The organism is Bradyrhizobium sp. SZCCHNS30572, from assembly GCF_032484415.1.
GTDB lineage: Bacteria > Pseudomonadota > Alphaproteobacteria > Rhizobiales > Xanthobacteraceae > Bradyrhizobium.
Genome location: NZ_JAUESY010000010.1, coordinates 356,638 through 380,573 on the forward strand (window position 1 = coordinate 356,638; position 23,936 = coordinate 380,573).

Below are 23,936 nucleotides of genomic sequence, written 5' to 3' on the forward strand. Positions count from 1 at the left end.
GGCCGTGGATGGTTGCCGGTGGGATGGCGGCGTCGTACGCTCGCGCGCCACGTGACAGGTGGCATGATCGGGGACCGGGTCGTTTCAGGATGAGGCGCTGATGGCGCGGAGGGCAGCTCGCGTGATGGATGAGGACGACCCGAGCGGAGAGATCTCCCGGATCGAGGCGCGGATCGACGAGCTTGCCGAGATGGCGGAGCGGTGCCGAAAGATCATCCTGGCCTCGAAAATCGCGATAGCGGGCGGCGCCGCATTGCTGCTCGGCGCGGTGCTGGGCCTGCTCGGATCCGATGCGGTCGCGCTCCTCGGCGCCATTGCGGCGCTGCTCGGCGGCATCGTGTCGCTCGGATCGAATGTCAGCACGTTGCGACAGACAATGGCGGCGATGGCCGCCGCTGAAAGGCTGCGCTCGGACCTGATCGGCAGCATCGATCTTCGCCTGGTCGGCGAGAGGCGAGGGAGCGTGTAGTTCGCGATGGGATGATGGCGTGACGCGCTCCAGGTGTTTGGCAGCAGTTGCCCTTGGCCGATGGCCCGGCGACCTGCTCCGTTCGATGAAAATGACAGGGAGACCACATGCTCAAGGGGATCGATCCACTGCTCAATGCCGACGTGCTCCATGCGCTCCGCGCGATGGGGCATGGCGACCGTCTCGTGATCTGCGACACCAATTTTCCAGCGGATGCGATCGCGCGGCAGACAGTGTTCGGCGGGCTGCTGCGCATCGATAATGTCAGCGCGGCGCGCGCGGTCCAGGCCGTGCTGTCGGTGCTGCCGCTCGACAGCTTCATCGACGATGCCGCCGTGCGGATGGAGGTCGTGGGCAGTCCTGCGGAGGTGACGCCGGTGCAGCAGGAGGTGCAGGCGGTGATCGACCGCGCCGAGGGCAGGGCGTGGCCGCTGGTCGGCGTCGAGCGCTTCGCATTCTATGAGATGGCCAGATCAGCCTATTGCGTGATCGCCACCGGCGAGCGCCGGTTCTACGGCTGCTTCATCTTCAGCAAGGGCGTCATCCCGCCGGATGGCGCATCGGGATCATGATGCCGGCTGGCGCGCCGCATTTGGGCAGCGGTGCGCATGCCGGCAAGGGTATCGCGATCGGTCATCCGCCTCGCGTTCGACGCGTAGCCCCCGCCGCGGCTCAATGGGCTTCGGGGAAGCGACCCGGCGAGAGATCGGTCCCGCATGTCGCTGCGCTCATGGCAGGTTACGGGACTGATCGCGACGGCAGAGAAGGGAGTCCAGCGCCGGGCGAGCGCCGCGAGACCTCGCCCGATGCCGCGTCGAGTTTCAATCAGAAGCGGTCTCAGCGGCAATTCCAGGTCGTGCCCTGCGCGCAGACCGCGTTCGGGCTGTCGCCGCCATAGACCTGATAGGGGTATTCGCCCTTGCGGTAATAGCCATAGGCGTGGGGGTTCACGCCGTAGTAGGACGGAGCCGCGTAATAGGCCGGGCCGTCATAGACCGGGCCATCGTAATAATCATAGGCGTCGCGGCTTGCGGCGATCGCAAGACCGGTGCCGATGGCACCCGCCGCAAGCGCCGCGCCGATCGCAGCGCCGCCGCCGCCGTGCCAGCGCCCATTTCGCGCGTCGGCACTGGTCGGGGTGAAGGCGCCGATCGCGAGTGCAGTCAATGAAGCAATTGCGGCCGTGCGGCCGAGCAGAGCTGGTTTGGTCGACATGTCAGGCCTCCAGTGAAGTGCGCCGTGATTGGCTGATGTCTCCGGTGTCTGGCTCTGCCGAGAACTGTGACGAACGTCAGAGCCGAACAATGCCGGCAAACGGATGATCAATTGCGGTTCTGGACCTGACCTCGCCGAGGAGCTGGCGAGGGTCCAACGCAAATGGCAGGTCCATCGCACTAGAACCGCCGTCCGGCTTTGGAGTTCCGGCCCCGCCCGAACTTCCATGCGATCGGACAAGGGCCGCTGGGCACACGGAGGAGGATTGGCTCGTGCTTTGCCGACCTGGCAGCCCGGTGCCCGAGCCAACTCATCACTGTGACGGTGCATTCCAATCACTGAAGACGTTTGACGGGCGTCGATGAGACTGGCCGCTGTGACCCGACGAGCTCGCGCCGTCCCGAGCTGCACGACGGGGAATCTCTGCCTGGGTGCAATCCGCCGCGGGAGCGCGACGTCGTGGTCTCGCTGTTCGACCTGTTCGGAACATGCGCGTTTGCTGGCAAGCCCGTCATCACGACGTTGCGCGGGAGCAAGGAGGTTGCAGCCATCCAAGTGCGTGTCCGGATGGCGTCGTCTCACCCCATCGTCGCCAGCCTGACCGCCAGCGCACACGCCCGATCGTATTCGTCCAGGTTGATCCATTCGTCAATCGTGTGCGGCTCGTTCTGGCCGGTGCCGAAGGTCACGGTGGGGATGCCGTGGCGGACCATCCAGTTGGCGTCGAGGCCGCCATTGCCGGCGCGCAGGGTCGGCGCGGCGCCGATGTCGGAAACGGCAGCCATGGCGCGCTTGACGACGGGAAGGGTCTCCTTCATCCGGAACGGATGATAGTCGGTCTCGGCCTTGAACTTGACGCGGCCGGACTTGCCCTCGCTGTTGGTGACCTGCTTGGCCGCCTTCTCGAAGGCCGCCTTGTAGGCCTTGGTGATCTCGCGGATGAATTTGGCATCGTGGCTGCGGCATTCGCCGCGGACGTGGACGTAGTCGGTGACGACGTTGGTGGCGTCGCCCGCGGGGCGGCCTTCGCCGCCGGTGACCGGACCGACATTGCTGGTGCCAAGCCTCACGTCCTTGCCTTTGCCCTTCACCACCTTGCCGAACCAGCCGCCGGCTTTCACCTCGGCGAGCGCGAGCGCCAGGATCATGGTGGCGCTGATGCCGCGCTCAGGCGCGACGCCGGCATGCGAGGCGCGGCCGAAGATCTCGACCTCCCAGCGGTCGGCGCCGACAGCGCCGATCGTGACGGCGGAGGCCGAGCTGCCGTCGAAGTTGAACGCCATCTCGGGCGCGCCGAGGTCGTCGGTGTTGACGTGCCGCGCGCCATAGAGCCCGCTCTCCTCGCGCACGCAGAACAGCAGCGTGATCGGCGGATGATCGAGCTTCTGCCGGATCAGCTCGGCCGCGAGCGTGACGAGAATGCCGCAGCCGCAGCGATTGTCGCCGCCGAGCGCGGTCTTGGCCTGGTTGACGATCTTGCGACCGGAGATCTTCGGCTGCGCGCCGGCGCACAGCGGCACCGTGTCCATGTGGGTCATGAACATGATCCGCGGCTGATTGTGCTGGCTGCCGCGGCCGGGCAGCTCGACGATCAGGTTGCCGGTCTCGGTCGGCAGCGGAATGCGCGTATTGGCATCGTCGAGCCGCATCGCCTTGGCCGGCACGCCGGCCTGCTTCAGCGCGGCCATGATCTCGCGCCCGATCGCCTTTTCCTGTCCGGTCACGCCCTGGACGGCGAGAAAACGCATCAGACGATCGGTGGCGGCGGTGGTGTCGACGGACATGAAGCGATTCCCGTGATGAACGATGTGCCCGGAGCATCCAGCCGGGCGGCCGGTTGCGCAAGGGGGCTCGCATTGGTTTCGCCGCCTGACTCTTTTCCGATGCCTCGATCGTTTTCATGTCATCTGGACATTGGAGCATCATCATGAGCCTGAAAGACAAGACGATCGTCGTGACCGGCGGAAGCCGCGGCCTTGGCTTGGGAGTCGTGGAGGCCCTCGTCGATCGCGGCGCCAAGGTGACCGTCGTCGCGCGCGGAACCGAGGCGCTGAACGCGATTGCTGCGCGCCTGGGTGTGGCCACGATCGCGGCCGACGTCACCGACGAGGCCGCTGCGCATCGCATCGTCGGCGATATCAGCCCCGACATCCTGATCTTGAACGCCGGCACAACGCCGCACATGGACCGGCTGGATCGGCTGACCTGGAGGGATTTCTCGGTTGCCTGGGAAACGGACGTCAAGGCGGGCTTGTACTGGATCCAGGCGGCGCTCAAGCTCCCCCTGAAACCAGGAAGCCGCGTCCTGGTCGGATCGAGCGGCGCGGCGGTGGGCGGTTCGCAGATGTCAGGCGGCTACGGCGGCGCCAAGCGCATGCTCTGGTTCATGGCGAAATACGCCAACGGCGTGTCGCAGGACGACAGGCTCGGCATCCGCTTCCAGGCGATCGTGCCGCGTATGATGATCCTCGGCACGGGAGTGGGGGATACGGCCGCGGGTGCTTATGCCGGGTCCATGGGCATTGCGCCGGAAGCGTTCGTTGCCCGCTTCGGCGCGCCGATGCCGCCACGGGCGTTCGGCGATCGTGTGGTCGCAGTGCTGGAGGACCCGCGGTTCGTCGACGGCGTCGTGTTCGGTCTCAACGGAGATTCCGGCGTGACGGTGATGGAAGGAGCGGCAGCTTGAGCGACGGCGGACATGCTTCGCGCGGCGCGCGCAGCGCCGAGCTCGTGGCCCTCGCAGAGCAGCTGCGGCCCGAGCTGCATCGTTATTGCGCGCGCCTGATGGGCTCTGTGATCGACGGCGAGGACGTCGTGCAGGACACCCTGACAAAAGCGCTCGTCGCGGTGGACGAGATGCGCGACGTCGCGATGCTGCGCGCCTGGCTGTTCCGGGTCGCGCATAACCGGGCGCTGGACCTGCTGCGCAGCCGTGCGATCCGGGCCGCCGAACCGATGGAGGCGGCTGACGGTGTCGCCGATGACACCGTGCCGGATGCCGTGGAGGCGATGATGCGCGACGAGGCGATCCGGACCGCGGTGTCGCGCTTCACGGAGCTTCCGATCCCTCAGCGGAGCGTCCTCGTTCTGAAGGATGTGCTCGATGAGTCGCTCGCCGACATCGCGGCGCTGCTCGACCTGACGGTGGACTCGGTGAAGGCACATCTCGCCCGCGCCCGGGCGCGGCTCTCCGAGATCAACGCTGTGGCCGAGGCGCGGCCGGCGGCGAGACCCGCCTCCGATGCGGCGACACGCTATGTGAGCCTGTTCAACCGGCGTGATTGGGACGGCCTGCGCGCGCTGCTGGCACACGACGTCAAACTGCATCAGTCCACTCATCCCGTCCGTGTCGGCCCGGCCGATGTCGGGATGTTCTTCAGCATTTACGCCGGGATGGACGGCGTCTGGCTGGCGCCGGCCTGGCTCGAGGGCCGGGAAGTGATCGCCGTGTTCGAACGCCAGGGCGATCCGCGGCCCAGCTACGTCATGTGGCTGAGCTGGCGCGACGGCAAGATCAGTTTCATCCGCGACTACCGCTACGTCCGCTATGTCATCGCCGATGCAGAGCTGGCACTCGCCCCGCCGTCCTGAGCACCCAGACCGGCAAGGGCTTGATCCACATCAACGAGGGACGGTCGCGCCAGGAGCATCTTTTGACCAAAGAGGTCTGAGATGCAGCTCTTCAACTCGACGAGGGACTACGGGGCGATTCCGCAGACGCTGCATTGGCTGACGGTCGTTCTCGTGGCCGTCGCCTGGGCGCTTGGGGTCTTCGGTGACGTGCTGCCCAAGGGCGCGCCGCGCGAGTCCGGCCTGCTCGTCCATGTCACGGCTGGGATCGCGATCCTCATGCTTCTGGCGGTGCGCCTGGCTTGGCGGCTGGCCGATCCTTCTCCGCCGCCCGAAGCGACTGAGTTCGCCACATGGATGGGAAAGTGGCAGGATCCGGCCGCGCGTTTCGCGCACTACGTTCTCTATGCGCTGCTCTTTGCCGTGCCCGTCGTTGGCATCGTGTTGCAGTTTGCGCGCGGTGATTCCTTGCCGCTGTTTGGCATCGCCGAGATCGCGTCGCCCTGGCCCAAGGACCGTGCGTTTGCTCACAACGTCAAGGAAGTGCATGAAATTCTCGCCCACGCCCTCGTCATCGTGGCTGCAATGCATGCGGCCGCCGCGCTGATCCATCACTGGATCTTCCGGGACCGGACGCTGCTTCGCATGCTGCCTCACTCGGACGACTAGGGAAGCGACACGCCTGTCGGAAACCATGGATTGCGCCGGTCGCTTCCGCCGCCGTAACCGAACGGTCGCGATCCGATCGATCACTCCGCTCATGGTTCGGATTGCCAATCCCCAAGGAAACACGGCCGGGAGACTCCCCCAATGCTAGAGTATCGCGTCAACGCCCGACGGATCGATGCGCATGAAAGCGTCGCTGACTGCAAGGATGCGACCGTGGTGCTCGACACCGATGTCCAGGGACGGCGGGATGCGTTCAACCCGGCCGAGCTTCTTCTCGCCGCGGTTGCCGCCTGCATGATCAAGGGAATCGAACGCGTGACGCCGATGCTCAAGTTCCATGTTCGTGGCGTCGAGGTGCGACTGATCGGCGTCCGTCAGGACAGCCCGCCGATGATGGCGTCGATCGATTACGAGCTGATCGTCGACACCGACGAAGACGACCGCCGGCTCGAGCTGCTTCATCAGAATGTCAGGAAGTATGGAACGATTTCCAACACCGTGGCGGCCGCGACGAAGTTGCAAGGCGTGATCAGGAGAAAGACATGAGCCGCCTTCACATCCACCCCGAAAGCCATCTGGTGGCGCGGATCGGATGGCTCAGAGCGGCCGTTCTGGGAGCCAATGACGGCATCATTTCGACTGCGAGCCTGATCGTCGGTGTTGCTGCGGCAGCAGCGACACGAAACGACGTCCTGATCGCAGGCGTGGCGGGATTGGTCGCCGGAGCGATGTCGATGGCCGCCGGTGAATATGTCTCCGTCAGTTCGCAGTCGGATACGGAGCAGGCCGACCTGGCCCGGGAACGCAAGGAGCTGAGCGACAACCCCGCATTCGAACGCGACGAGCTTGCCGAAATCTACGTCAAGCGAGGTCTGGATCAATCCCTTGCGCGGCAGGTGGCCGAGCAGTTGATGGCGAAAGACGCACTGACGGCTCATGCCCGCGACGAATTGGGAATCTCGGAGATCACCGCAGCGCGGCCGATCCAGGCTGCCCTGACCTCGGCCATGATGTTTTCGGTGGGGGGCGCCATGCCCTTGCTGATGGTCGTGGTGTCGCCCGCCAATTTGCTGGTCCCGATCGTCTCCGCCGCTTCTCTCGCCTTTCTCGCGGTGCTGGGAGCGATCGGCGCAAAGGCAGGCGGGGCCAACATTCCGCGCGCCACCTTTCGCGTGACGTTCTGGGGGGCCTTCGCCCTGGGTCTCACCGCAGGCATCGGAAGGCTGTTTGGGGCCGTTGTTTGAAGCGCTGGCAAAGCTTGCGCGACGGTCAACGGCGTTACCCCCGTCTCGTGTCGAGGCTGCGGCGGTGTCGCGGTGTCGTCGACACGGGCATTATTTCGAGAAATTGAAGACCCAATTCGGTCCAGGCGCCATTATCAACCGGCCCGCGAGCCGCCACATCTCGCGTCACGGGCATTCGATGGGTGCGACTCTTACGTCAAGAGGATGCCGCCGAGGCGGCAACGCGCCCGATGCCGTAGTCGTGAGGAGCGAGTGGTGGACGGACAGCAAGCGCCGGGTGGATCCCGGCCGGTCATTCTGCATCGGGAGTGTCCCCCGGCGGAGCCGCGCGCCAGGGCGTCCGCAGCACGTGCGCTGTGGTTGCTCGTCGCGCTCAGCCTGATGTTCGGAATGCTGGTCGCGGTGCCGTGGATGGTCGAGTATGTGACCGTGGGCCAATATCTGGTTCACACCGATGACGCCTATGTCAGTATGAACGAGATCCCGGTCAGGTCGGCGGTGTCCGGCCTGGTCAGGGACCTGCTCGTGACCGACAACCAGGAGATCGCTGCGGGACAGGTTCTCGCGCGGATCGAGCACCGGGACGAGCGCGCCGCGACGGTCGCGCTGAACGACGTCATCGCTCCCGTCGCCGGCGTCGTGGCTGCAAGCGGTCTCCATGTCGGCGACGTCGTGACGACAGATCGGTCGTTGATGGCGGTGGTCACGCCCGGCGAGCCCCACGTCATCGCAGCCCTCGCGGTTTCCGAGATCACCTATGTCGCGATCGGACAGGCGGTCACGATCGACGTGCCGGGCCTGCCCGTCCGGCTCTATGGACATGTCGCGGATGCTGAGTGGATCGGCGCGGCGTCCGGCTCGCCAACCGGCGAAGCGCGGATCGCGCTGAAGATCAGCCTGCTGAAGGCGGCCATGCCCGCCGGATTGCGATCGGGCATGGCTGTCGGCGCGACGATCCTGACCGGCCTGACCGGGACGGAGCGGATGGTCTCGCAGATCCTGCGGGAGAGGGCGCAGAGGACCTGCCACTGCGAGCAGGATCTCCAGCCCGCGTCGGTGCAGCGGCGCATCTGACCACGGCCATCCCTGCGCGACGGGCAATCCGTGCATGCCTCTCATGCCTGAACTGCCCGTCGTGCCAGTTTGTCGCGGACTCATCACTTGCACCGTCGGGCAAATCACCTCCACATTTCCTGTTATCCCGGCTCGCTGAAGAGGGACGTTTCGCGATCGTCACGAGCGTCGAGCCGGAGATGCGACGGGCGCGTTGCTCCGCAGCCGGGTGTCAAAGCCCGCGCCGACGAACGGAGCGATGCGACGGCGAAGTGGTGTGGTCCTGGCATCGCGGTGCTGATGCCAAGCCGGCGGTGATGATGATCCGCCGGCGACGGGGGCAAGACAGCCGATCCCCGGGGAGAGCGCCTATAAGTCGTCAAACCGTCGCGCAGGGAAGGCCGGATATTGGGCTGAACCTGTGGTTCTGCCGCGTGCTTTTTGCTGCACGCGGACCGCGGGTATCAGCTGATACCCGGTCTTCCCTGCGCCTCTTCTTCGGAGGAAGAGATTCACTCAAGATGACAACTCGGGCGGATGCCGCCGCGAGATGGCTCAGCCTTGCCTGCTGTTTGAAACGTACAACACGCGGTCGTGCGATGTCCCGCACCAAGTGGGCAGTCGCAAGGTGATCTGCGGCCCTATCTCGACGTGATCGAGAGCGTCTTCTTCACCGGCGGCCTGTCGGTGACGATCAAGTCGCACCACAAGGTCGGCGGCCTGCCGGCGCGCATGAACATGAAGCTGGCCGAACCCTTATGCTCAGCGGTCGGCGAGAGGTTGGTGATGCTAATGGCCTACCGTTTACCAGGTCGAGTGCCAAGACGCCTCAACTTGGCATCCCCGCCGACAAGCGCTGCGCAGACGGCCAAGTCGGCGTTGTCGACGATGAGTGACCCATTCTGTGACTCCGAGCCTCTGCCGCGCTTCTTGAACGCCCGGAGCTCTAGTGCCTTGAGCTGGCGAACAAAGTCGCCTCCAGTCCGATGTGGTTCGAAAGGTAGTCCTGCGGGCCGGGGGTGACGACCCAGCGAATGCGTGACTTGAAAGCACGCCGGCGCACACGTGAGACGTCGAGATTGAAGCCGTGAAATGCAGTCGCACGTTCCATGAATAGGTAGTCGATCCTCGATCCGGTGGGATTCGCGTCGTCTGGCTGCATGTCGTCGCAGTAGTAATCGACATCATCTGACATCGTCGGCGTGGCAACGGCCGGATCGTAGGCTTGCCGATATGCCTCGCTGGCGCGATAGACCTTACAGTTGGTATTGAAGTCGTTGTAGATCGGCTCGTCGCCCTCGCCGTGACGGTCGGTCAAACCGTCGCTTTTCATCGTATCGTACGGGACGCTCCACAGGTCATAGAAGCCGGCCTGCTCCATCGCCGCGACCAGGTTGTGGTATTCGTCGGTATCAGCACCGATGTTGAAATCTCCTGCGACAATGGCCACGTTGGATGGAAGGTGCGTCGCCTTGATGAAGGCAATCAACTCATCAATCTGCCTGCGCCTGACGTCGATCTTCTCCGCGTCAGTTGGACCGGGCGGCAGAAGGCCGCCATCGCCGGCATAAACATGCGTCGAATAGAGCTCGATCGCACCGAAGCCGACCGGGATACGCGTGAGTTGCACCCCTTTGTTCGCCCATTTGTCAGAATCGAACATGTAGCCCATCTCGCATCCGCCGGGCATCACTCGCGACACGCCGTCCGCGGCATAGACATGCCCGCCGCCATTCTCGATCGTCCGCGTCGGGCTGAGCACGAGGATCCCGCTCTGCAGTTGCTTGTAGGCAAGGGAGCCGGTCGGTCCGTCGACATGCTGCGCGCTGCCATGTGCCAGGATCGTATCCCGCGTATCCTGGTCCCAAGCCTCGACCAGCGATACGAGGTCGTAGGCGAACACCCTCCGGCCGATTTCGTCGGCGCGCTCGGGGATGACCGGCTTCTCCATGACACTCACTTCGAACACGCCAAGCACCGGCGCGACCAACTGCATCAGCACCTCGAATACGACCTCCTCGGGGATCGAGAAGAGGCTTATCAGCCAGTCGAGGTCGGAACTGAGATTTTCGATGATGTATCCGCCGAGCGAGAGGCTGTTGCCCACCAGCTTGCAGGCATCGTTCAGCGGGTTGGCGGAAACGCCGCAGACTTCCACGATCGGCGGGAAGATGCGGTCGCAGACATCTCCGATGTCGGCCCCGATCATCTCCAGTGCCTTGCCGATGAACTCAGCCGATGAGACCCCAAGACAAGCCGCGAAGTGGCCCACCCCTCCGGCAGCGGCGACGATCTCCTTCAATCCGATCTTCGCGCGCAGGCACCAGATGTTGTAGTGGAGGAATGAAATTCGTGTCGTGGAGGGGCCCGACAGGCGCCAAGCCGCCTCGGCGAACGAAGCCGTCGGCAGGGTCGTTCCCGGTGCCGCTCCGGGGTAGCGCAGCCTGGACAACAGGCTGTGCATCGACTGCGGCGGGTAAAGTGCGTCGGCCTGCTGCGCGAGCTGATTGAACGACGTGGTGGGCATGCGCGCGTCCTCCTGACTGGTGAATCAGCTTGCCTGGAAGCGGTAGGCGAGCGTCGGCCACGACAGCCAGCGTTCCGGCGCCCGTCTGACTTCCTGTTCGATCTTCTGGTTCACCCAGGCAGCGAGATCCTCCGGCTGCTTGCCGGCGGTGGGCAGTGTCGCCACCACTTCCACGCGGCTGTCCCTGGGCGCTATCAGCGCCAGCGTGTAGCCGTTGCGGATCGCAAGCCGCAGAATGGCGACCGGGGTCTTGGCGGGACGTCCGAAGAATGGGCTGCGGACGAACTCGGTGCCCGGATGAATATTGTCCATCATCGCGAACACGTTGCGACCGTCGCGCATGTAGGCGGCGAGCGCCGACGCACCGCCTTGGGCCCGAAAATTCAGTGTCGTGCCTGCGTCCTTTAGTTCGGAGAGCCAGGGAGCATCATTCGACACCAGAACGACCACATGCTTTTTTTCCGCAGTGCCGAGCAGGCTCGCGAGCTCCGGGAAGTACCATCCGACAATGAGCAGCTTCTCCGATGCCGGCAGGTTCATATCGATCTGCCGCGTCTTCCATGCCCTTAAATTGCCCATTGCCTCGAGCCAGGCCTGATGATGAGCCGAGCTGAAATCGGCGCGGGCTCGAACGTGGGGCGTGGGGAGCAGCTTGCCTGCCCAGGCGAAGGCATGGTCCGCGCAGGCCGGAACCGACCTCTCGACTGCGTCGACCTTCAATCCGTGAATGCCGCTCAGGACGGTGTGCAGATCATTGGGCATTTCAAGACCCCGCCAGTTCCCATGTTCTGAGCGCGGCCTGGCGCGCGCCAGAACATCCTACTTCATAGCTAACGGTCGCAGGCGCCAGCCGATGGAGCGTTGACGTGAATCAACCCGCGGCGGCCGAGTTGACGATATTTTAAGTTACATCTTCAGCGGGAGGCGGCGAACATGACGAGCGACATCAAACTCACCGACACGTCGGTCATCCTGGAAGGATCAACGACTGTGCTGCAGAGCGGCAACGTCAGGATTCCCGTCGACGCGCAGGGCTATCCCGGCATGCTCAGAATCGAGTTTGACGGCGCGGAGGCCCACGCGGGGCGTGTCTTGCTGGCCCCGGCCTGGTTGGGGCGAGCAATGATGGTATGCAACGTCGAGATGGTGCAGCTTCAGAACCCGAAAGTGCCCCCGGCGGCGCGCGCGGCGCTCTCGCACTCCCAGGCTGACGAACTTGTTCTCAACGATGGCAAGCATTACGTCGGGGGCGTTTCGATTCACGGTGCGGCGAAACTCGAAGACGTGACCGTTAAAGGCGCCGCGCGGTTCGAGAAAACCGTTACCGCTCCAGACGGAATTGTGGCGGGTGGCGTTACGATCGCAGTCCCCGCAACGCCTGCATTGCAGCCGGGTCCATCGGTTGCGGGCTCCCGCACCAGCATGGAGATCAGCTCGTCGACCATTCGTGTGACAACGACCCATGTTGGGATGATCGGGCATCAGCCCGCGCCGGACGTCCTCGATCTGGTCGCGGAGATCCGCAGCCTTCGCGACCGGGTGGCCGCGCTGGAGAAGAAGGCCGGGGTTCCCGTGCCGGCCTAGTCTCGAGAGGCTCCTCGGCTTGGTCGCGCCGTAACAAAGCCAGATGCCATGCGTTGGTGTGATCCAAGGCCTGTAATATCTCAGATGATCGCGAGCTTCATCAAGGTCGATGCCTCACGGCCGCAAACCATCTCTTGGATTGTCCAAACCAATGGCCGTACGTTGGTGGGCGGGGACGGAATTAGCCCAAAGCAACACCGTGGAGAACAGTTGGTCTGATGGATGAGGACGACCGGAGCGATCAATCTCCCTCATCGAGGCGCGGATCGAACAGCTGGCCGACGTGGCCGAGCGGTGTCGAAAGATCATCATGGCCTCGAAGATCGTGATATCCGGCTGCGCCGCGTTGCTGCTCGGGGCGGTGCTGGGCCTGCTGGGGTCCAATGCGGTCGTCGTCCTCGGGACGATTGCCGCGGTGCTCGGCGGCATCGTTTCGCTCGGATCGAACGTCAGCACCTTGCGACAGACCATGGCGGCGACGGCCGCCGCTGAAACGTTGCGCTCGGACCTGATTGGCAGCATCGATCTTCCGGCCCCGCCCGAACTTCCATGCGGTCGGACCAGTGCCGCCGGGCACGCGGAGAAGTAGAATGGCTCGTGCTTTGCCGACCCGGCAGCTCGGTGCCGGAGCCAAGCTCATCACTGTGACGGTGCATTCCAATCACTGAAGACGTTTGAAGGCGTCGATGGGACCGGCTGCTGTGACCCGACGAACTCGCGCCATCCCGAGCTGCACGACGGGCAATCTCTGCATGGCGCGTATGCGCCAACTGCCCGTCGTGCCAGTTTGTCGCAAACTCATCACTTGCACCGTCGGGCAAATCACATCCACATTTCCTGTTATCCCGGCTCGCTGAAGAGGGACGTTTCGCGATCGTCACGAGCGTCGAGCCGGGGAGGCGACGGGCGCGTTGCTCCGCAGCCGGGTGTCAAAGCCCGCGCCGACGAACGGAGCGATGCGACGGCGAAGTGGTGTGGTCCTGGCATCGCGGTGCTGATGCCAAGCCGGCGGTGATGATGATCCGCCGGCGACGGGGGCAAGACAGCCGATCCCCGGGGAGAGCGCCTATAAGTCGTCAAACCGTCGCGCAGGGAAGGCCGGATATTGGGCTGAACCTGTGGTTCTGCCGCGTGCTTTTTGCTGCACGCGGACCGCGGGTATCAGCTGATACCCGGTCTTCCCTGCGCCTCTTCTTCGAGGAGAAGGGGACTTCAGTTGCATAACCCGGGCGTCATCAGCGGCGGGATCGCGAGGCCATGTGTGAGCCATGTGTGCCGTCTGATCGTCGAGCGAAGGAGCCGCGGTGCTGCTGGACGATGGCCGGCTCAGGCGCCCGCATCATGCGCATTGATCACCGCCACGAAGGCCTCGCCGTAGCGCGCGAGCTTGACCGTGCCGGCACCGGAGATGCTCGCAAGCTCCGCGACGGAGCGCGGATGGCGGGCCGCCATTTCGGCCAGCGTCTTGTCGTGGAAGATGACATAGGGCGGGACGTTCTGCGCCTTGGCGAGCTCCATCCGGCGTACGCGCAGCTTCTCAAACAGGTCGCGGTCGAGGTCGGGAAATGCCGCCGTGGTCTGCCGCTCCCGGGATTTGCGGTCGCGCCGCGGCTTCTTCAGCACGCGCAGGCTGAGCTGCGGCTTGTCGCGCAGGAACTGGCGGCCCTCGGGCGAGATCGACAGGCCGCCATGGCCGGCGACGTCGACGCTGATCAGACCATGCGCGACGAGCTGGCGGACGATCGAGCGCCAGGCGTTGCGGTCGTGCTCCTTGCCGATGCCGAAGGTCGAGAGCTTGTCGTGGCCGAGCCGTTCGATGCGCTCGTCGGTCTCGCCGAGCAACACCGCGATGACGTGGGCCTGGCCGAAGCGCTCGCCGGTGCGGTGGATGCAGGACAGCAGCTTCTGCGCGGCGATGGTGCCGTCGAAGGTCTCCGGCGGGTCAAGACAGATGTCGCAATTGCCGCACGGCGCGCAATCGTCGCCGAAATAGCGCAGCAGCACCTGGCGGCGGCACTGGCAGGTCTCGGCGAAGCCGAGCAGCGCATCGAGCTTGCGGCGCTCGGTGCGCTTGCGCGCATCGGGCGCGTCGGACTCATCGATGAAGCGGCGGCGCAGCGCGATGTCCTCCGCCCCGTACAGCATCAGAGTCTCGGAGGGCAGGCCGTCGCGCCCGGCGCGGCCGGTCTCCTGGTAGTAGGCCTCGATGCTGGAGGGCAGATCGGCATGAACAACGAACCGCACGTCGGGCTTGTCGATGCCCATGCCGAAGGCGATCGTGGCGACCATGATCAGGCCCTGCTCGAGCTGGAAGCGGCGCTGGTTCTTCTCCCGCGCCTTCATCTCCATGCCGGCATGATAGGGCAGCGCCGGGAAGCCATGATCGCTGAGCGAGGCGGCGACTTCCTCGGTCTTGCGCTTGGACAGGCAATAGACGATGCCGCTCTCGCCCTCGCGCGATTTCAGGAAGGCCAGCATCTGCTGCATCGTGCTGGTTTTCTCCGCTGCGCCATAGCGGATGTTCGGCCGGTCGAAGCCGGCGATGAAGCTGTTGCCGTCGCCGATCGAAAGATGCTCGACGATCTCGGCCCGCGTCGGCGCATCGGCCGTGGCGGTGAGTGCGATGCGCGGGATGGTCGGGAACAGCCCGGCGAGGCAGTCGAGGGCGCGGTATTCGGGACGGAAATCATGGCCCCATTGCGAGACGCAATGCGCCTCGTCGATCGCGATCAGCGACAACCGTGCGGTCTTGAGCCGCTCGAGGTTCTCCGCCTTGAGCAGCGTCTCGGGTGCCATGTAGAGGAGATCGAGCTCGCCGCGTTCGATGTCCTGCCACAGCAGGTCCTTCTCGGCGCCCCAGAGCCGCGAGTTCAGCGCCGCGGCCTTCACGCCGGCCTGCCGCAGCGCCGCGACCTGGTCCTCCATCAGCGCGATCAGCGGCGAGATGATCAGCCCGAGACCGGGACGCGCCAGCGCCGGGATCTGGTAGCACAGCGACTTGCCGCCGCCGGTCGGCATCAGCACGAAGGCATTGTGGCCGGCGATCACGTGCTCGACGATGTCACGCTGCCGGCCGCGGAAACTGTCGTAACCGAACACGGTCTTGAGGATCGAGAGCGGATCGGCGGCCATGGGAACGCACTTCTTCGGCAGACAGAGGGACTGGATAAGTCCCGTTGCAGCCCGCTGCCGTCAAGCAAAAGCTGGCCGCCGACGCGCATGTCAGCGGGGCCGAAAAGCATGGACCGGGGGACAGCGGCCGGGGCGCGTTGGACAAGCCGGCGAGTTATGGCAGAATCGACTTGCATCGCAGTATGTTCTGATCCTGATCCAACCATGGGCTCCCGGGGGGAGCCGGGTGCATTGGCACCTCGCCGGGCGCAAGTGCTGGTCGATGCCGATCCGCAGTGGTCGGTGGTGCAGCTCGCCGAGCGGCAGCGTGCGCTCGCCATGCAAAGCTCGGGGGCGTGGCGCCGCGAGATCGCGAGACATGTTGAATCGTTGGAATTCGCTTCGACGTCGCCGTTTCGTATACGGTGGCGGCCGGTCGAGGCCGGTCCGCAAAGAGACGCGCGTGCAGAGTTGGTGATGTGAGTGCTTGCAAATCTGTTTGACGGTCCGGTCGTGGTGGCGGCGTCCAGCCTCTCGCTGGCGGAGGATGAGCTGTTTCCCGAAGAGCGCGCGCATATCCAGGCCGCGGTCGCCAAGCGGCGCGCCGAGTTCGCGACCGCCCGGATCCTGGCGCGCAGGGCGCTGGCGTCGCTGGGAGCTTCGCCGGTCGCGCTCGTCCCGACGCCGGATCGCGCGCCGGTGTGGCCGTCGGGCTATGCGGGAAGCATCTCCCATTGTGCCGATCATTGCGCCGTGGCCGTGGCCCGAAGCAGGGATGTCCCGTCCCTTGGACTGGATGTCGAGGACCTGCGCGAGCTCGATCCGTCGATGCGCGATCTTGTGCTCACGCCGGCCGAACGGCAATGGCTTCGCGGCCAGCCCGACGCGTTGCAGCCGATGCTGCCGATCGTGATCTTCAGCGCCAAGGAAGCCTACTACAAATGCCAGTATCCGCTCACGCGCGGCTTCCTGGATTTCCAGGATGTCGAGCTCGCGATCGCATGGGCGGCGGGCACGTTCGAGGTGCGTGTCATGAGAGAGGATTGGCCGGCCGCCGTTGCTCGCCTTGCCGGACGCTTCTTCATCGCTGACGGCCGGGTCAGTTGCGGCGTGACGTTGGCGAAGGGCTGATCACGCGGATGCAGCCTGGAGTTGGGCCGCGCCTGCGTCCTGGCGGCGGCGCCGGAGAGCCGCGCCATCGCCATTCCCGGCAAACCTCCGGACGACGAGCAGCTTACCGCAGTCGCTAAACATGATGCGCTGCAAACGTCCTGAAAATGCGCTTGACATGTTTAGTCGTTCGCAATCTACTAAACAAAATACTTAACTCGGACGGATGATCCGAGGGCCAGGGGAAACGCTTGCGGCTCGCGCTGTCGTTGTGACGGCGTCGCTCGCCGCGGGCCATGCATCGCCGTCACCCACGCGAAGCGGGGACGGCGCCAACAGGGAGGGAGTGCCAGATGAAGTTGCTGCAGACATTTGCACTGGCGGCGACGGTCGCCGCCGCGACCGTGCTCGGCGCGTCCGCGCCGGCGCGCGCCGAAGGAAAGACGATCACCCTGTGCTGGGCCGCCTGGGACCCGGCCAATGCGCTGGTCGAGCTGTCCAAGGACTTCACCGCCAAGACCGGCGTCAACATGAAGTTCGAGTTCGTGCCATGGCCGAACTTCGCCGACCGCATGCTCAACGAGCTCAACTCCAAGGGCAAGCTGTGCGACCTGATGATCGGCGATTCCCAATGGATCGGCGGCGCGGCCGAGAATGGCCAATACGTCAAGCTCAACGAGTTCTTCGACAAGGAAGGCATCAAGATCTCCGATTTCATGCCGGCCACCGTCGCCGGCTACGCCGAATGGCCGAAGGGCTCGCCGAACTACTGGGCGCTTCCGGCGATGGGCGACGCCAACGGCTGGACCTATCGCAAGGACTGGTTCGCGCGGCCGGAGATTCGCGAGGAATTCAAGAAGAAATTCGGCCGCGAGCTCGAGGTGCCGAAGACGCAGGAAGAGCTGAAGGACATTGCCGAGTTCTTCCAGAAGCGGGTGATCGACGGCAAGACCGTTTATGGCGCAGCCATCTTCACCGAGCGTGGCTCGGAAGGCATCACCATGGGCGTCACCAACGCGCTCTATCCGTTCGGCTTCAAGTACCAGAACCCGAAGAAGCCGTATGACATGCAGGGCTTCGTCAACTCGGACGATGCGGTGAAGGGCCTCGAATTCTACAAGGCGCTGTACAAATGCTGCACGCCGCCCGGCTATTCCAACGGCTACATGCAGGAAGGACTCGATGCCTTCAAGTCCGGCCAGGTCGCGCTGCAGATGAACTGGTTCGCCTTCTTCCCGGGCCTCTACAAGGATCCCAATGTCGGCGGTGACAAGATCGGCTTCTTCGTCAACCCCGCGCAGAAGGAGAAGGGCTCGCAGCTCGGCGGGCAGGGCATCTCGGTGGTGGCATATTCGCCGAACCGCGCCGAAGCGCTCGAATATATCAAGTGGTTCGCCGCGCTCGACACCCAGAAGAAGTGGTGGGCGCTCGGCGGCTACAGCTGCCACAAGGGCGTGCTCAACGATCCCAACTTCAAGAACACCGCGCCGTTCGCCGCCGACTTCCTGGTGGCGATGGACCAGGTGGTCGACTTCTGGGCTGAGCCGTCCTACGCCCAGCTTCTGCTCGCGATGCAGAAGCGCGTCCACGACTATGTCGTCGCCGACCAGGGTACGGCGAAAGGCGCGCTCGACGGGCTGATCGCCGACTGGACCAAGGTGTTCAAGGAGGACGGCAAGCTGTGATGGAGGCGGCACCTCTCGCGCAAGCGAGATCCGCCACGACAATCCCTCCGGCGAGCTTCGGCTTGCCGGGCGGACCAGCCAGTCTCACCGCCAGCCCGAAGCCGCCAGTGAAGCAGCCCCTCGCATGACCGACCAAACCGGACTGAGCAGCCTCGTCGACCGCGCCGCCCTGGTGACGCCGCCCGCCGTGGCGGGGCGCGTGCGCGGCCTGTCCGAGCGCGCCATCGCCTGGCTATTCATCATGCCGACCATGCTGCTGCTGCTCGCGATCAACATTTTCCCGTTGATCTGGACCATCCGGCTGTCCTTTACCAATTATCGCGCGAACCGTCCGAACGCCACCGTGCTCGATATCGGACTCGCCAACTACCAGTCGATCCTGACCGATCCGGACGTCTGGGCGGCGATGACGGTGACCGCGCGCTTCGTGTTCTGGACCATCCTGATCCAGACCCTGCTGGGCTTTACGCTAGCCTGGCTGATCGACAAGAAGTTCCGCGGCCACGGCCTGTGGACCACCTTGATCCTGCTGCCGATGATGCTGTCGCCGGCTGTGGTCGGCAACTTCTGGACGTTCCTCTACCAGCCGCAGATCGGGCTCTTCAACTACGTCATCTCCGCCGCGACGGGCGCGCCCGCATCGTCTTTCCAGATGCTGGCGCAAGTGCCGCTCGCGCCCTGGGCGATCGTCATCGTCGACACCTGGATGTGGACGCCTTACGTGATGCTGATCTGCCTTGCAGGTCTCCGCTCGATTCCCGACTACATCTATGAGGCGGCCGAGGTCGATCGCGCCTCGCCGTGGCGGCAGTTCTGGTCGATCACTTTGCCGATGGCGCTGCCGTTCATCATGCTGGCGGTGCTGTTCCGCGGCATCGAGAACTTCAAGATGTTCGACATGGTCAACCTCCTGACCGGCGGCGGTCCAGGCTCGACGACCGAGGTCGCCTCGATCACCCTGAAGCGCGAAGCCTTCGAGAAGTGGCGGACCGGCTATTCCTCGGCCTTCGCCATCATCCTGTTCGTCACCGTGTTCGGCCTCGCCAACATCTACGTCAAGGCGCTCAACCGGGTGAAAAGCCGATGACCGGTCTCGCAACCGCCCATTCCGTCGTCGATCCGTCGCCGCTGACCAAGCGGATCGCGGCAACCGTGGTGATCGCCTATGCGCTGATCACTCTGGTGCCGCTGCTGTGGATCTTCATGACCGGCTTCAAGTCGCCGTCGGACGCGATCGCCTATCCGCCGAAGCTCGTCGCCGAGCCGAGCCTGGAGGGCTATTGCAACCTGTTCACGACCCGGACCCGGCAGGCGCCGGAGTACATGGCCAAGCTGCCACCGGCTGCCAGTCTGTGCGACCGCATCTCGCGCGGCCGCAACATGGTGGTCGCGGGTCCATCGAACTACATCCCACGCTACGTGAATTCGCTGGTGATCGCGTTCGGCTCGACGGCGCTGTCGGTCGTGCTCGGCACGCTGGCGGCCTACGCGTTCTCGCGCTTCAAGGTGCCGTTGAAGGATGATCTGCTGTTCTTCATCCTGTCGACCCGGATGATGCCGCCGATCGCGGTCGCGATCCCGATCTACCTGATGTATCGCGAGCTCGGCCTGTCCGACACGCGGCTCGGCATGATCCTGCTCTATACGTCCGTCAACATCTCGCTCGCGGTCTGGCTGCTCAAGGGATTCATGGACGAGATCCCGCGCGAATACGAGGAGGCGGCGATGGTCGACGGCTACACCCGCCTGCAAGCCTTCTTCAAGGTCGTGTTGCCGCAGGCCACCACCGGCATCGTCGCCACCGCGATCTTCTGCCTGATCTTCGCCTGGAACGAATATGCCTTCGCGGTGCTTCTGACCTCGGGCACGGCGCAGACCGCGCCGCCCTTCATCCCGATCATCATCGGCGAGGGCGGCCAGGATTGGCCGGCGGTCGCGGCGGGCACCACGCTGTTCCTGATCCCGATCGTCGTGTTCACGGTGCTGCTGAGAAAACATCTGTTGCGCGGCATCACCTTCGGAGCGGTGCGCAAATGAGCGAGATGGCACAAGATCAGCCGGCCGATGCGGCGCACTCGCGCTGGCCACGGGCGCTGCGGCGCGGCCCGATGGAGACGCTGGCAACGATCCTCATTGCGGCCGGCGTGCTGATGCTGCTGCAGCCGTTCGCACTGGTGCTCTACACCTATTCCTTCATCACCACGCTCGCCGGCGTCGTGATGTTCACCATCGTCTCCAAGTTTCCGGACTGACGCCATGGCCGAGATCCGGATCGAGAATCTGTTCAAGGAGTTCGGCGGCTTTGCCGCCGTGCGCGGCACAAGCTTCACGATCGCCGACGGCGAGTTCTTCTGCCTGCTCGGTCCGTCCGGCTGCGGCAAGACCACGACGCTGCGCATGATTGCAGGCCTGGAGCTGCCGACCTCGGGGGCGATCAGGCTCGGCGGCGAGGACGTCACCTTCCGCCGCGCGCGCGAGCGCGACATCGCCATGGTGTTCCAGCTGTTCGCGCTCTACCCGCACATGAACGTGCGCCGGAACATCGCTTTTCCCCTGGTCTCGATGGGGGTGCCCAAGGGGGAGATCCGGCGGCGGGTCGAGGAAGCCGCGCGCATCCTGCGCATCGACCATCTGATCGACCGTCCGGTGAGCGGGTTGTCGAGCGGCGATCGCCAGCGCGTCGCGCTCGGCCGCGCCATCGTCCGGGAGCCGAAAGCGTTCTTGATGGATGAGCCGCTCGGCGCGCTCGATGCGGAGTTCCGTCACATCATGTGCGGCGAGCTGCGCGCCCTGCACGACCGGCTCAAGGCCACCACCGTGTTCGTGACTCACGACCAGCTCGAGGCGATGTCGATGGCCGACACGATCGCGGTGATGAATCGCGGCGTCGTGGAGCAGCTCGGAACGCCCCAGGAGATCTACGACCGTCCCGCCACCATGTTCGTCGCAGACTTCATCGGCTCGCCGGCGATGAACTTCATCCGCTTCGCGGGCAGGCTTGGCGCCGGCGCGAACTGCGTGCGGATCGACGGCGCCGAGATCGGCGTGCCCGAGCTGCGCGAGGATGCCGGGAGCGATGAGCTGATCCTCGGCGTGCGGCCGGAGCAGGTGGCGCTCAGCGCCGAAGGCGGGCTGCGCGGCGAGGTGTTCGGCACCGAATATCTCGGCACCACCCAGATCATCACCGTCACGACGTCTCATGGCATCGTCAAGGCGCGCGCGCCCGCGGCGGTCCGGGTGCAGCGTGCGGAGCCGGTCGGGCTCAGCTTCCGCGCCGACCGGCTGTCGCTGTTCGACGCCGCCACGGGCCGCGCGGTCCGCACCGCGCTGTATGAGCAGCCGGTGAGAGGAGGGCGCCATCATGGCTGAGACGCGGCTCAACGCCGTCAGCAAGTCGTTCGGTTCCAAGCCGGCGGTACGGGATTTGTCGCTGACCATCCGCGACGGCGAGCTCGTCGTGCTGCTCGGGCCGACCGGTGCCGGCAAGACCACGACATTGCGGCTCGTGGCCGGCCTCGAGATGCCGGATCGCGGCAGCGTCACCATCGGCGGTGTCGACCAGACGAAGGCGACGCCGGCCGCGCGTGACGTCACGTTCGTGTTCCAGCAATATTCTCTCTATCCGCATCTGTCGGTGTACGACAATCTGGCTTTCCCACTGCGCTCGCCGGTGCGCAAGATTGCGGAGGCTGAGATCAGGCGCATCGTCGGTGACGTCGCGGCGATGCTCCGGATCGAGGACAAGCTCGGCAACCGCGCTACTCAGCTCTCCGGCGGCCAGATGCAGCGCGTGGCGATCGGCCGCGCGCTGGTGCGCAGACCTGCGATCGCGTTGCTAGACGAGCCGCTGTCCTCGCTCGACGCCAAGCTGCGTTCCGAGCTGCGCATCGAGCTCAAGCGTATCCAGCAGGATCTCGGCGCCACCATGCTCTACGTCACCCACGACCAGATCGAGGCGATGACGCTCGCCAACCGTATCGGCGTGATCGAGCAGGGCCGGCTGGTGCAGGTCGGCAGCCCGCGGGAGGTCTATGAGGATCCGGCCAATACCTATGTGGCGACCCGGCTCGGCAGTCCCGGCATCAATCTGCTGCCGCGCGGGCTGTTTCCGGATCTTGCGGTGCCGGGCGACGTCGCGACGATCGGCGCGCGCACCGAGCACATGACGGTCCGGCGCGCCGAGAGCCGTGCCGACGCACGGGTGAAATGGATCGAGCATCTCGGCGATCAGAATCATCTGCATATCACGCTGCAGGACCAGACCATCGTCAGCCTGGTGGAGCCGGATACGGAATTGAAAGTCGGCGACTCCGTCGCTATCGAGTTCACCCGGCCGCTGCTGTTCGACCGGGCGGGCCAGCGGGTGAGATAGACAATGGACCAGGCGTTCAAGCGCAAGGTGATCGTGGCGATGGCCGATGCCATCATCGCCCATGCGGAGGAGCTGACCGCGCTCGACTCGGCGATCGGCGACGGCGATCACGGCCTCAACATGAAGCGCGGCTTCGAGGCCGTGCTCGCCGATGTGGACAATATCTCCGCCAAGCCTCTTCCCGAGGCGTTGAAGGCGGTCGGCATGGCGCTGGTGATGAAGGTCGGCGGTGCGTCCGGTCCGCTCTACGGCACGCTGGCGATGGGACTTGGCAAGGCGCTGCCATCAGAGCCCTCTGCCGCCGAAGCGGCGGCGGCGCTCGGTCGCGCCATCGCGGACGTCAGAGCGCGTGGCAAGTCGGAAGCCGGTCAGAAGACCATGCTCGACGTCTTGATCCCGGTGCAGGCAGCTTTTGCGGCCGGTGGCGACGATCTCAGTTCCCGGCTGCCCGCGATCGCCGCCGAGGCCGCCGACGCGACGGTGCCGATGCTGGCGATCCGCGGCCGCGCTTCGTTTCTCGGCGAGCGCTCGATCGGGCACATGGATCCCGGCGCGCGCTCGTCCAGCCTGCTGGTGCAGGCGATCTGCGGCGTATTCAATGAGGCCTGGACATGAGTGAGCAGAAGAATGTCGGCATCGTCATCGTGTCGCATTCCGCCAAGGTGGCGGAAGGCGCGGCCGACATGGTCCGGCAGATGGTCGGCGACAGCGTGCCGCTCGCGGCGGTCGGCGGCAATGCCGATGGCGGGCTCGGCACCGATGTCGGCGCCATCATGGGCGCGATCGACAAGGCATGGTCGGAGTCGGGCGTTGCGATCCTGGTCGATCTCGGCGGCGCCGAGACCAACAGCGAGATGGCGGTGGAGATGATGCCGGAGGAGCGGCGCGAGCGCATCGTGATCTGCAACGCGCCGCTGGTCGAAGGCGCCGTGATGGCGGCGACGGAAGCCTCCGGCGGCTCGCCGCTCGATGCGGTGCGCGCGACCGCCGAAGAGCTGATGGGCGGATGAGCAGGAACGACAATGGCTGACGGTGGAGAGATCGGCATGCAGGAAGCGAAGGCGCACGCGCTGCTGACCAACGAGGTCGGGCTGCATGCGCGGCCCTCGGTCAAGCTGACCCAGCTCGCCAAGCGCTTTGCGTCGACCATCGAAGTCGCGATCGCGGCCGACGGGCCCTGGACCGACGCCAAGAGCCCGGTGAAGATCATGCGCGTCAAGGCCGCCAAGGGCGAGACGCTGTTCCTGCGCGCCAATGGAACCGATGCCGAGGCCGCCATCGCCGCGCTGGTCGATCTGGTGAACCGCAAGTTCGACGAGGAGTGACG

General features: G+C 65.1%; 26 protein-coding genes. 21 read left to right on the plus strand and 5 right to left on the minus strand.

The window, feature by feature from the left end; all coding sequences use genetic code 11:
- The first annotated feature begins 124 nt into the window (after nt 1-124).
- A complete protein-coding gene (locus QX048_RS28750) occupies nt 125-469 on the plus strand; it encodes a hypothetical protein (protein ID WP_315718526.1) in 345 nt (114 codons plus the stop codon).
- A gap of 107 nt (nt 470-576) precedes the next feature.
- Nucleotides 577-1,041: an RbsD/FucU family protein gene (locus QX048_RS28755; protein ID WP_315827433.1), complete on the plus strand. Its 465-nt coding sequence runs from the start codon at nt 577-579 to the stop codon at nt 1,039-1,041.
- Nucleotides 1,042-1,306: 265 nt separating this feature from the next.
- On the opposite strand, the gene QX048_RS28760 is transcribed toward QX048_RS28755, so the two are convergent.
- Nucleotides 1,307-1,684, minus strand: a complete 378-nt coding sequence (locus tag QX048_RS28760) for a hypothetical protein (protein ID WP_315827434.1) — start codon at nt 1,682-1,684, stop codon at nt 1,307-1,309.
- A gap of 578 nt (nt 1,685-2,262) precedes the next feature.
- Nucleotides 2,263-3,468, minus strand: a complete 1,206-nt coding sequence (locus QX048_RS28765) for a M20/M25/M40 family metallo-hydrolase (RefSeq protein WP_315827435.1) — start codon at nt 3,466-3,468, stop codon at nt 2,263-2,265.
- A gap of 143 nt (nt 3,469-3,611) precedes the next feature.
- On the opposite strand from QX048_RS28765, the gene QX048_RS28770 reads away from it, so the two are divergent.
- The 6 genes from QX048_RS28770 to QX048_RS28795 all read left to right on the plus strand — a co-directional run bounded on the left by QX048_RS28770 (nt 3,612) and on the right by QX048_RS28795 (nt 8,241).
- The gene (locus tag QX048_RS28770) at nt 3,612-4,370 is read left to right on the plus strand and encodes an SDR family oxidoreductase (RefSeq protein ID WP_315749833.1); all 759 of its coding nucleotides are present in this window, start codon (nt 3,612-3,614) and stop codon (nt 4,368-4,370) included.
- A complete protein-coding gene (locus tag QX048_RS28775; RefSeq protein ID WP_315827436.1) occupies nt 4,367-5,275 on the plus strand; it encodes a sigma-70 family RNA polymerase sigma factor in 909 nt (302 codons plus the stop codon). Before QX048_RS28770 ends, QX048_RS28775 begins: the two co-directional genes overlap by 4 nt.
- An 81-nt stretch (nt 5,276-5,356) precedes the next feature.
- Entirely contained in the window at nt 5,357-5,923 is a 567-nt protein-coding gene (locus QX048_RS28780; protein WP_315718501.1) for a cytochrome b, read from the plus strand.
- 141 nt (nt 5,924-6,064) lie between these two features.
- A complete protein-coding gene (locus QX048_RS28785; RefSeq protein ID WP_315718500.1) occupies nt 6,065-6,469 on the plus strand; it encodes an OsmC family protein in 405 nt (134 codons plus the stop codon).
- The gene (locus tag QX048_RS28790) at nt 6,466-7,167 is read left to right on the plus strand and encodes a VIT family protein (RefSeq protein ID WP_315718499.1); all 702 of its coding nucleotides are present in this window, start codon (nt 6,466-6,468) and stop codon (nt 7,165-7,167) included. The genes QX048_RS28785 and QX048_RS28790 overlap by 4 nt, the downstream gene beginning before the upstream one ends.
- Before the next feature lie 255 nt (nt 7,168-7,422).
- Complete coding sequence (locus tag QX048_RS28795; RefSeq protein ID WP_315827437.1) at nt 7,423-8,241, plus strand: HlyD family efflux transporter periplasmic adaptor subunit; 819 nt, start codon at nt 7,423-7,425, stop codon at nt 8,239-8,241.
- A gap of 925 nt (nt 8,242-9,166) precedes the next feature.
- Here the strand turns inward: QX048_RS28795 and QX048_RS28800 are convergent.
- Both QX048_RS28800 and QX048_RS28805 read right to left on the minus strand, forming a co-directional pair.
- Nucleotides 9,167-10,747, minus strand: coding sequence for an endonuclease/exonuclease/phosphatase family protein (locus QX048_RS28800; protein WP_315827438.1), 1,581 nt, complete (start codon nt 10,745-10,747; stop codon nt 9,167-9,169).
- 24 nt (nt 10,748-10,771) lie between these two features.
- Nucleotides 10,772-11,509, minus strand: a complete 738-nt coding sequence (locus QX048_RS28805) for a hypothetical protein (protein ID WP_316159492.1) — start codon at nt 11,507-11,509, stop codon at nt 10,772-10,774.
- Nucleotides 11,510-11,680: 171 nt separating this feature from the next.
- Here QX048_RS28805 and QX048_RS28810 point away from each other — a divergent pair, with 171 nt between their 5' ends.
- Both QX048_RS28810 and QX048_RS28815 read left to right on the plus strand, forming a co-directional pair.
- Nucleotides 11,681-12,331, plus strand: a complete 651-nt coding sequence (locus tag QX048_RS28810) for a hypothetical protein (RefSeq protein ID WP_315827440.1) — start codon at nt 11,681-11,683, stop codon at nt 12,329-12,331.
- 310 nt (nt 12,332-12,641) lie between these two features.
- Nucleotides 12,642-12,920 (plus strand): hypothetical protein, encoded by a 279-nt coding sequence (locus QX048_RS28815; protein ID WP_409999262.1) that lies wholly within the window; start codon nt 12,642-12,644, stop codon nt 12,918-12,920.
- A gap of 737 nt (nt 12,921-13,657) precedes the next feature.
- Here the strand turns inward: QX048_RS28815 and recQ are convergent.
- Nucleotides 13,658-15,463 (minus strand): DNA helicase RecQ, encoded by a 1,806-nt coding sequence (recQ, locus tag QX048_RS28820; protein ID WP_315827441.1) that lies wholly within the window; start codon nt 15,461-15,463, stop codon nt 13,658-13,660.
- Between the two features lie 231 nt (nt 15,464-15,694).
- On the opposite strand from recQ, the gene QX048_RS28825 reads away from it, so the two are divergent.
- The 11 genes from QX048_RS28825 to QX048_RS28875 all read left to right on the plus strand — a co-directional run bounded on the left by QX048_RS28825 (nt 15,695) and on the right by QX048_RS28875 (nt 23,934).
- On the plus strand, nt 15,695-15,925 hold the full coding sequence (locus tag QX048_RS28825) for a hypothetical protein (RefSeq protein WP_315827442.1): 231 nt from the start codon (nt 15,695-15,697) through the stop codon (nt 15,923-15,925).
- Nucleotides 15,926-16,573, plus strand: a complete 648-nt coding sequence (locus QX048_RS28830) for a 4'-phosphopantetheinyl transferase (RefSeq protein ID WP_315749848.1) — start codon at nt 15,926-15,928, stop codon at nt 16,571-16,573. It abuts the gene before it with no gap.
- A gap of 332 nt (nt 16,574-16,905) precedes the next feature.
- Nucleotides 16,906-18,237: an ABC transporter substrate-binding protein gene (locus QX048_RS28835; RefSeq protein WP_315749849.1), complete on the plus strand. Its 1,332-nt coding sequence runs from the start codon at nt 16,906-16,908 to the stop codon at nt 18,235-18,237.
- Between the two features lie 124 nt (nt 18,238-18,361).
- Nucleotides 18,362-19,324, plus strand: coding sequence for a sugar ABC transporter permease (locus QX048_RS28840; protein WP_315712570.1), 963 nt, complete (start codon nt 18,362-18,364; stop codon nt 19,322-19,324).
- Nucleotides 19,321-20,274: a carbohydrate ABC transporter permease gene (locus QX048_RS28845; protein ID WP_315712568.1), complete on the plus strand. Its 954-nt coding sequence runs from the start codon at nt 19,321-19,323 to the stop codon at nt 20,272-20,274. Before QX048_RS28840 ends, QX048_RS28845 begins: the two co-directional genes overlap by 4 nt.
- Complete coding sequence (locus QX048_RS28850; protein WP_315827443.1) at nt 20,271-20,489, plus strand: hypothetical protein; 219 nt, start codon at nt 20,271-20,273, stop codon at nt 20,487-20,489. The genes QX048_RS28845 and QX048_RS28850 overlap by 4 nt, the downstream gene beginning before the upstream one ends.
- A 4-nt stretch (nt 20,490-20,493) precedes the next feature.
- Nucleotides 20,494-21,606, plus strand: coding sequence for an ABC transporter ATP-binding protein (locus QX048_RS28855; protein WP_315827444.1), 1,113 nt, complete (start codon nt 20,494-20,496; stop codon nt 21,604-21,606).
- Nucleotides 21,599-22,609, plus strand: coding sequence for an ABC transporter ATP-binding protein (locus tag QX048_RS28860; protein ID WP_315712562.1), 1,011 nt, complete (start codon nt 21,599-21,601; stop codon nt 22,607-22,609). The genes QX048_RS28855 and QX048_RS28860 overlap by 8 nt, the downstream gene beginning before the upstream one ends.
- 3 nt (nt 22,610-22,612) lie before the next feature.
- Nucleotides 22,613-23,224 (plus strand): dihydroxyacetone kinase subunit DhaL, encoded by a 612-nt coding sequence (gene dhaL / locus QX048_RS28865; RefSeq protein WP_315827445.1) that lies wholly within the window; start codon nt 22,613-22,615, stop codon nt 23,222-23,224.
- Nucleotides 23,221-23,619, plus strand: coding sequence for a dihydroxyacetone kinase phosphoryl donor subunit DhaM (dhaM, locus tag QX048_RS28870; RefSeq protein WP_284416623.1), 399 nt, complete (start codon nt 23,221-23,223; stop codon nt 23,617-23,619). The genes dhaL and dhaM overlap by 4 nt, the downstream gene beginning before the upstream one ends.
- A 12-nt stretch (nt 23,620-23,631) precedes the next feature.
- Nucleotides 23,632-23,934, plus strand: a complete 303-nt coding sequence (locus QX048_RS28875; RefSeq protein ID WP_315739286.1) for an HPr family phosphocarrier protein — start codon at nt 23,632-23,634, stop codon at nt 23,932-23,934.
- The last annotated feature ends 2 nt before the right edge of the window (nt 23,935-23,936 follow it).

What these genes read in the sequence shown, in the direction of transcription:
- QX048_RS28750 (WP_315718526.1), top strand. Translation starts at nt 125, where the DNA reads ATGGATGAGGACGACCCGAGCGGAGAGATCTCCCGGATCGAGGCGCGG.
- QX048_RS28755 (WP_315827433.1), top strand. Translation starts at nt 577, where the DNA reads ATGCTCAAGGGGATCGATCCACTGCTCAATGCCGACGTGCTCCATGCG.
- QX048_RS28760 (WP_315827434.1), bottom strand. Translation starts at nt 1,684, where the DNA reads ATGTCGACCAAACCAGCTCTGCTCGGCCGCACGGCCGCAATTGCTTCA.
- QX048_RS28765 (WP_315827435.1), bottom strand. Translation starts at nt 3,468, where the DNA reads ATGTCCGTCGACACCACCGCCGCCACCGATCGTCTGATGCGTTTTCTC.
- QX048_RS28770 (WP_315749833.1), top strand. Translation starts at nt 3,612, where the DNA reads ATGAGCCTGAAAGACAAGACGATCGTCGTGACCGGCGGAAGCCGCGGC.
- QX048_RS28780 (WP_315718501.1), top strand. Translation starts at nt 5,357, where the DNA reads ATGCAGCTCTTCAACTCGACGAGGGACTACGGGGCGATTCCGCAGACG.
- QX048_RS28785 (WP_315718500.1), top strand. Translation starts at nt 6,065, where the DNA reads ATGCTAGAGTATCGCGTCAACGCCCGACGGATCGATGCGCATGAAAGC.
- QX048_RS28790 (WP_315718499.1), top strand. Translation starts at nt 6,466, where the DNA reads ATGAGCCGCCTTCACATCCACCCCGAAAGCCATCTGGTGGCGCGGATC.
- QX048_RS28800 (WP_315827438.1), bottom strand. Translation starts at nt 10,747, where the DNA reads ATGCCCACCACGTCGTTCAATCAGCTCGCGCAGCAGGCCGACGCACTT.
- QX048_RS28805 (WP_316159492.1), bottom strand. Translation starts at nt 11,509, where the DNA reads ATGCCCAATGATCTGCACACCGTCCTGAGCGGCATTCACGGATTGAAG.
- QX048_RS28810 (WP_315827440.1), top strand. Translation starts at nt 11,681, where the DNA reads ATGACGAGCGACATCAAACTCACCGACACGTCGGTCATCCTGGAAGGA.
- QX048_RS28815 (WP_409999262.1), top strand. Translation starts at nt 12,642, where the DNA reads ATGGCCTCGAAGATCGTGATATCCGGCTGCGCCGCGTTGCTGCTCGGG.
- recQ (WP_315827441.1), bottom strand. Translation starts at nt 15,463, where the DNA reads ATGGCCGCCGATCCGCTCTCGATCCTCAAGACCGTGTTCGGTTACGAC.
- QX048_RS28835 (WP_315749849.1), top strand. Translation starts at nt 16,906, where the DNA reads ATGAAGTTGCTGCAGACATTTGCACTGGCGGCGACGGTCGCCGCCGCG.
- QX048_RS28840 (WP_315712570.1), top strand. Translation starts at nt 18,362, where the DNA reads ATGACCGACCAAACCGGACTGAGCAGCCTCGTCGACCGCGCCGCCCTG.
- QX048_RS28845 (WP_315712568.1), top strand. Translation starts at nt 19,321, where the DNA reads ATGACCGGTCTCGCAACCGCCCATTCCGTCGTCGATCCGTCGCCGCTG.
- QX048_RS28850 (WP_315827443.1), top strand. Translation starts at nt 20,271, where the DNA reads ATGAGCGAGATGGCACAAGATCAGCCGGCCGATGCGGCGCACTCGCGC.
- QX048_RS28855 (WP_315827444.1), top strand. Translation starts at nt 20,494, where the DNA reads ATGGCCGAGATCCGGATCGAGAATCTGTTCAAGGAGTTCGGCGGCTTT.
- QX048_RS28860 (WP_315712562.1), top strand. Translation starts at nt 21,599, where the DNA reads ATGGCTGAGACGCGGCTCAACGCCGTCAGCAAGTCGTTCGGTTCCAAG.
- dhaL (WP_315827445.1), top strand. Translation starts at nt 22,613, where the DNA reads ATGGACCAGGCGTTCAAGCGCAAGGTGATCGTGGCGATGGCCGATGCC.
- dhaM (WP_284416623.1), top strand. Translation starts at nt 23,221, where the DNA reads ATGAGTGAGCAGAAGAATGTCGGCATCGTCATCGTGTCGCATTCCGCC.
- QX048_RS28875 (WP_315739286.1), top strand. Translation starts at nt 23,632, where the DNA reads ATGGCTGACGGTGGAGAGATCGGCATGCAGGAAGCGAAGGCGCACGCG.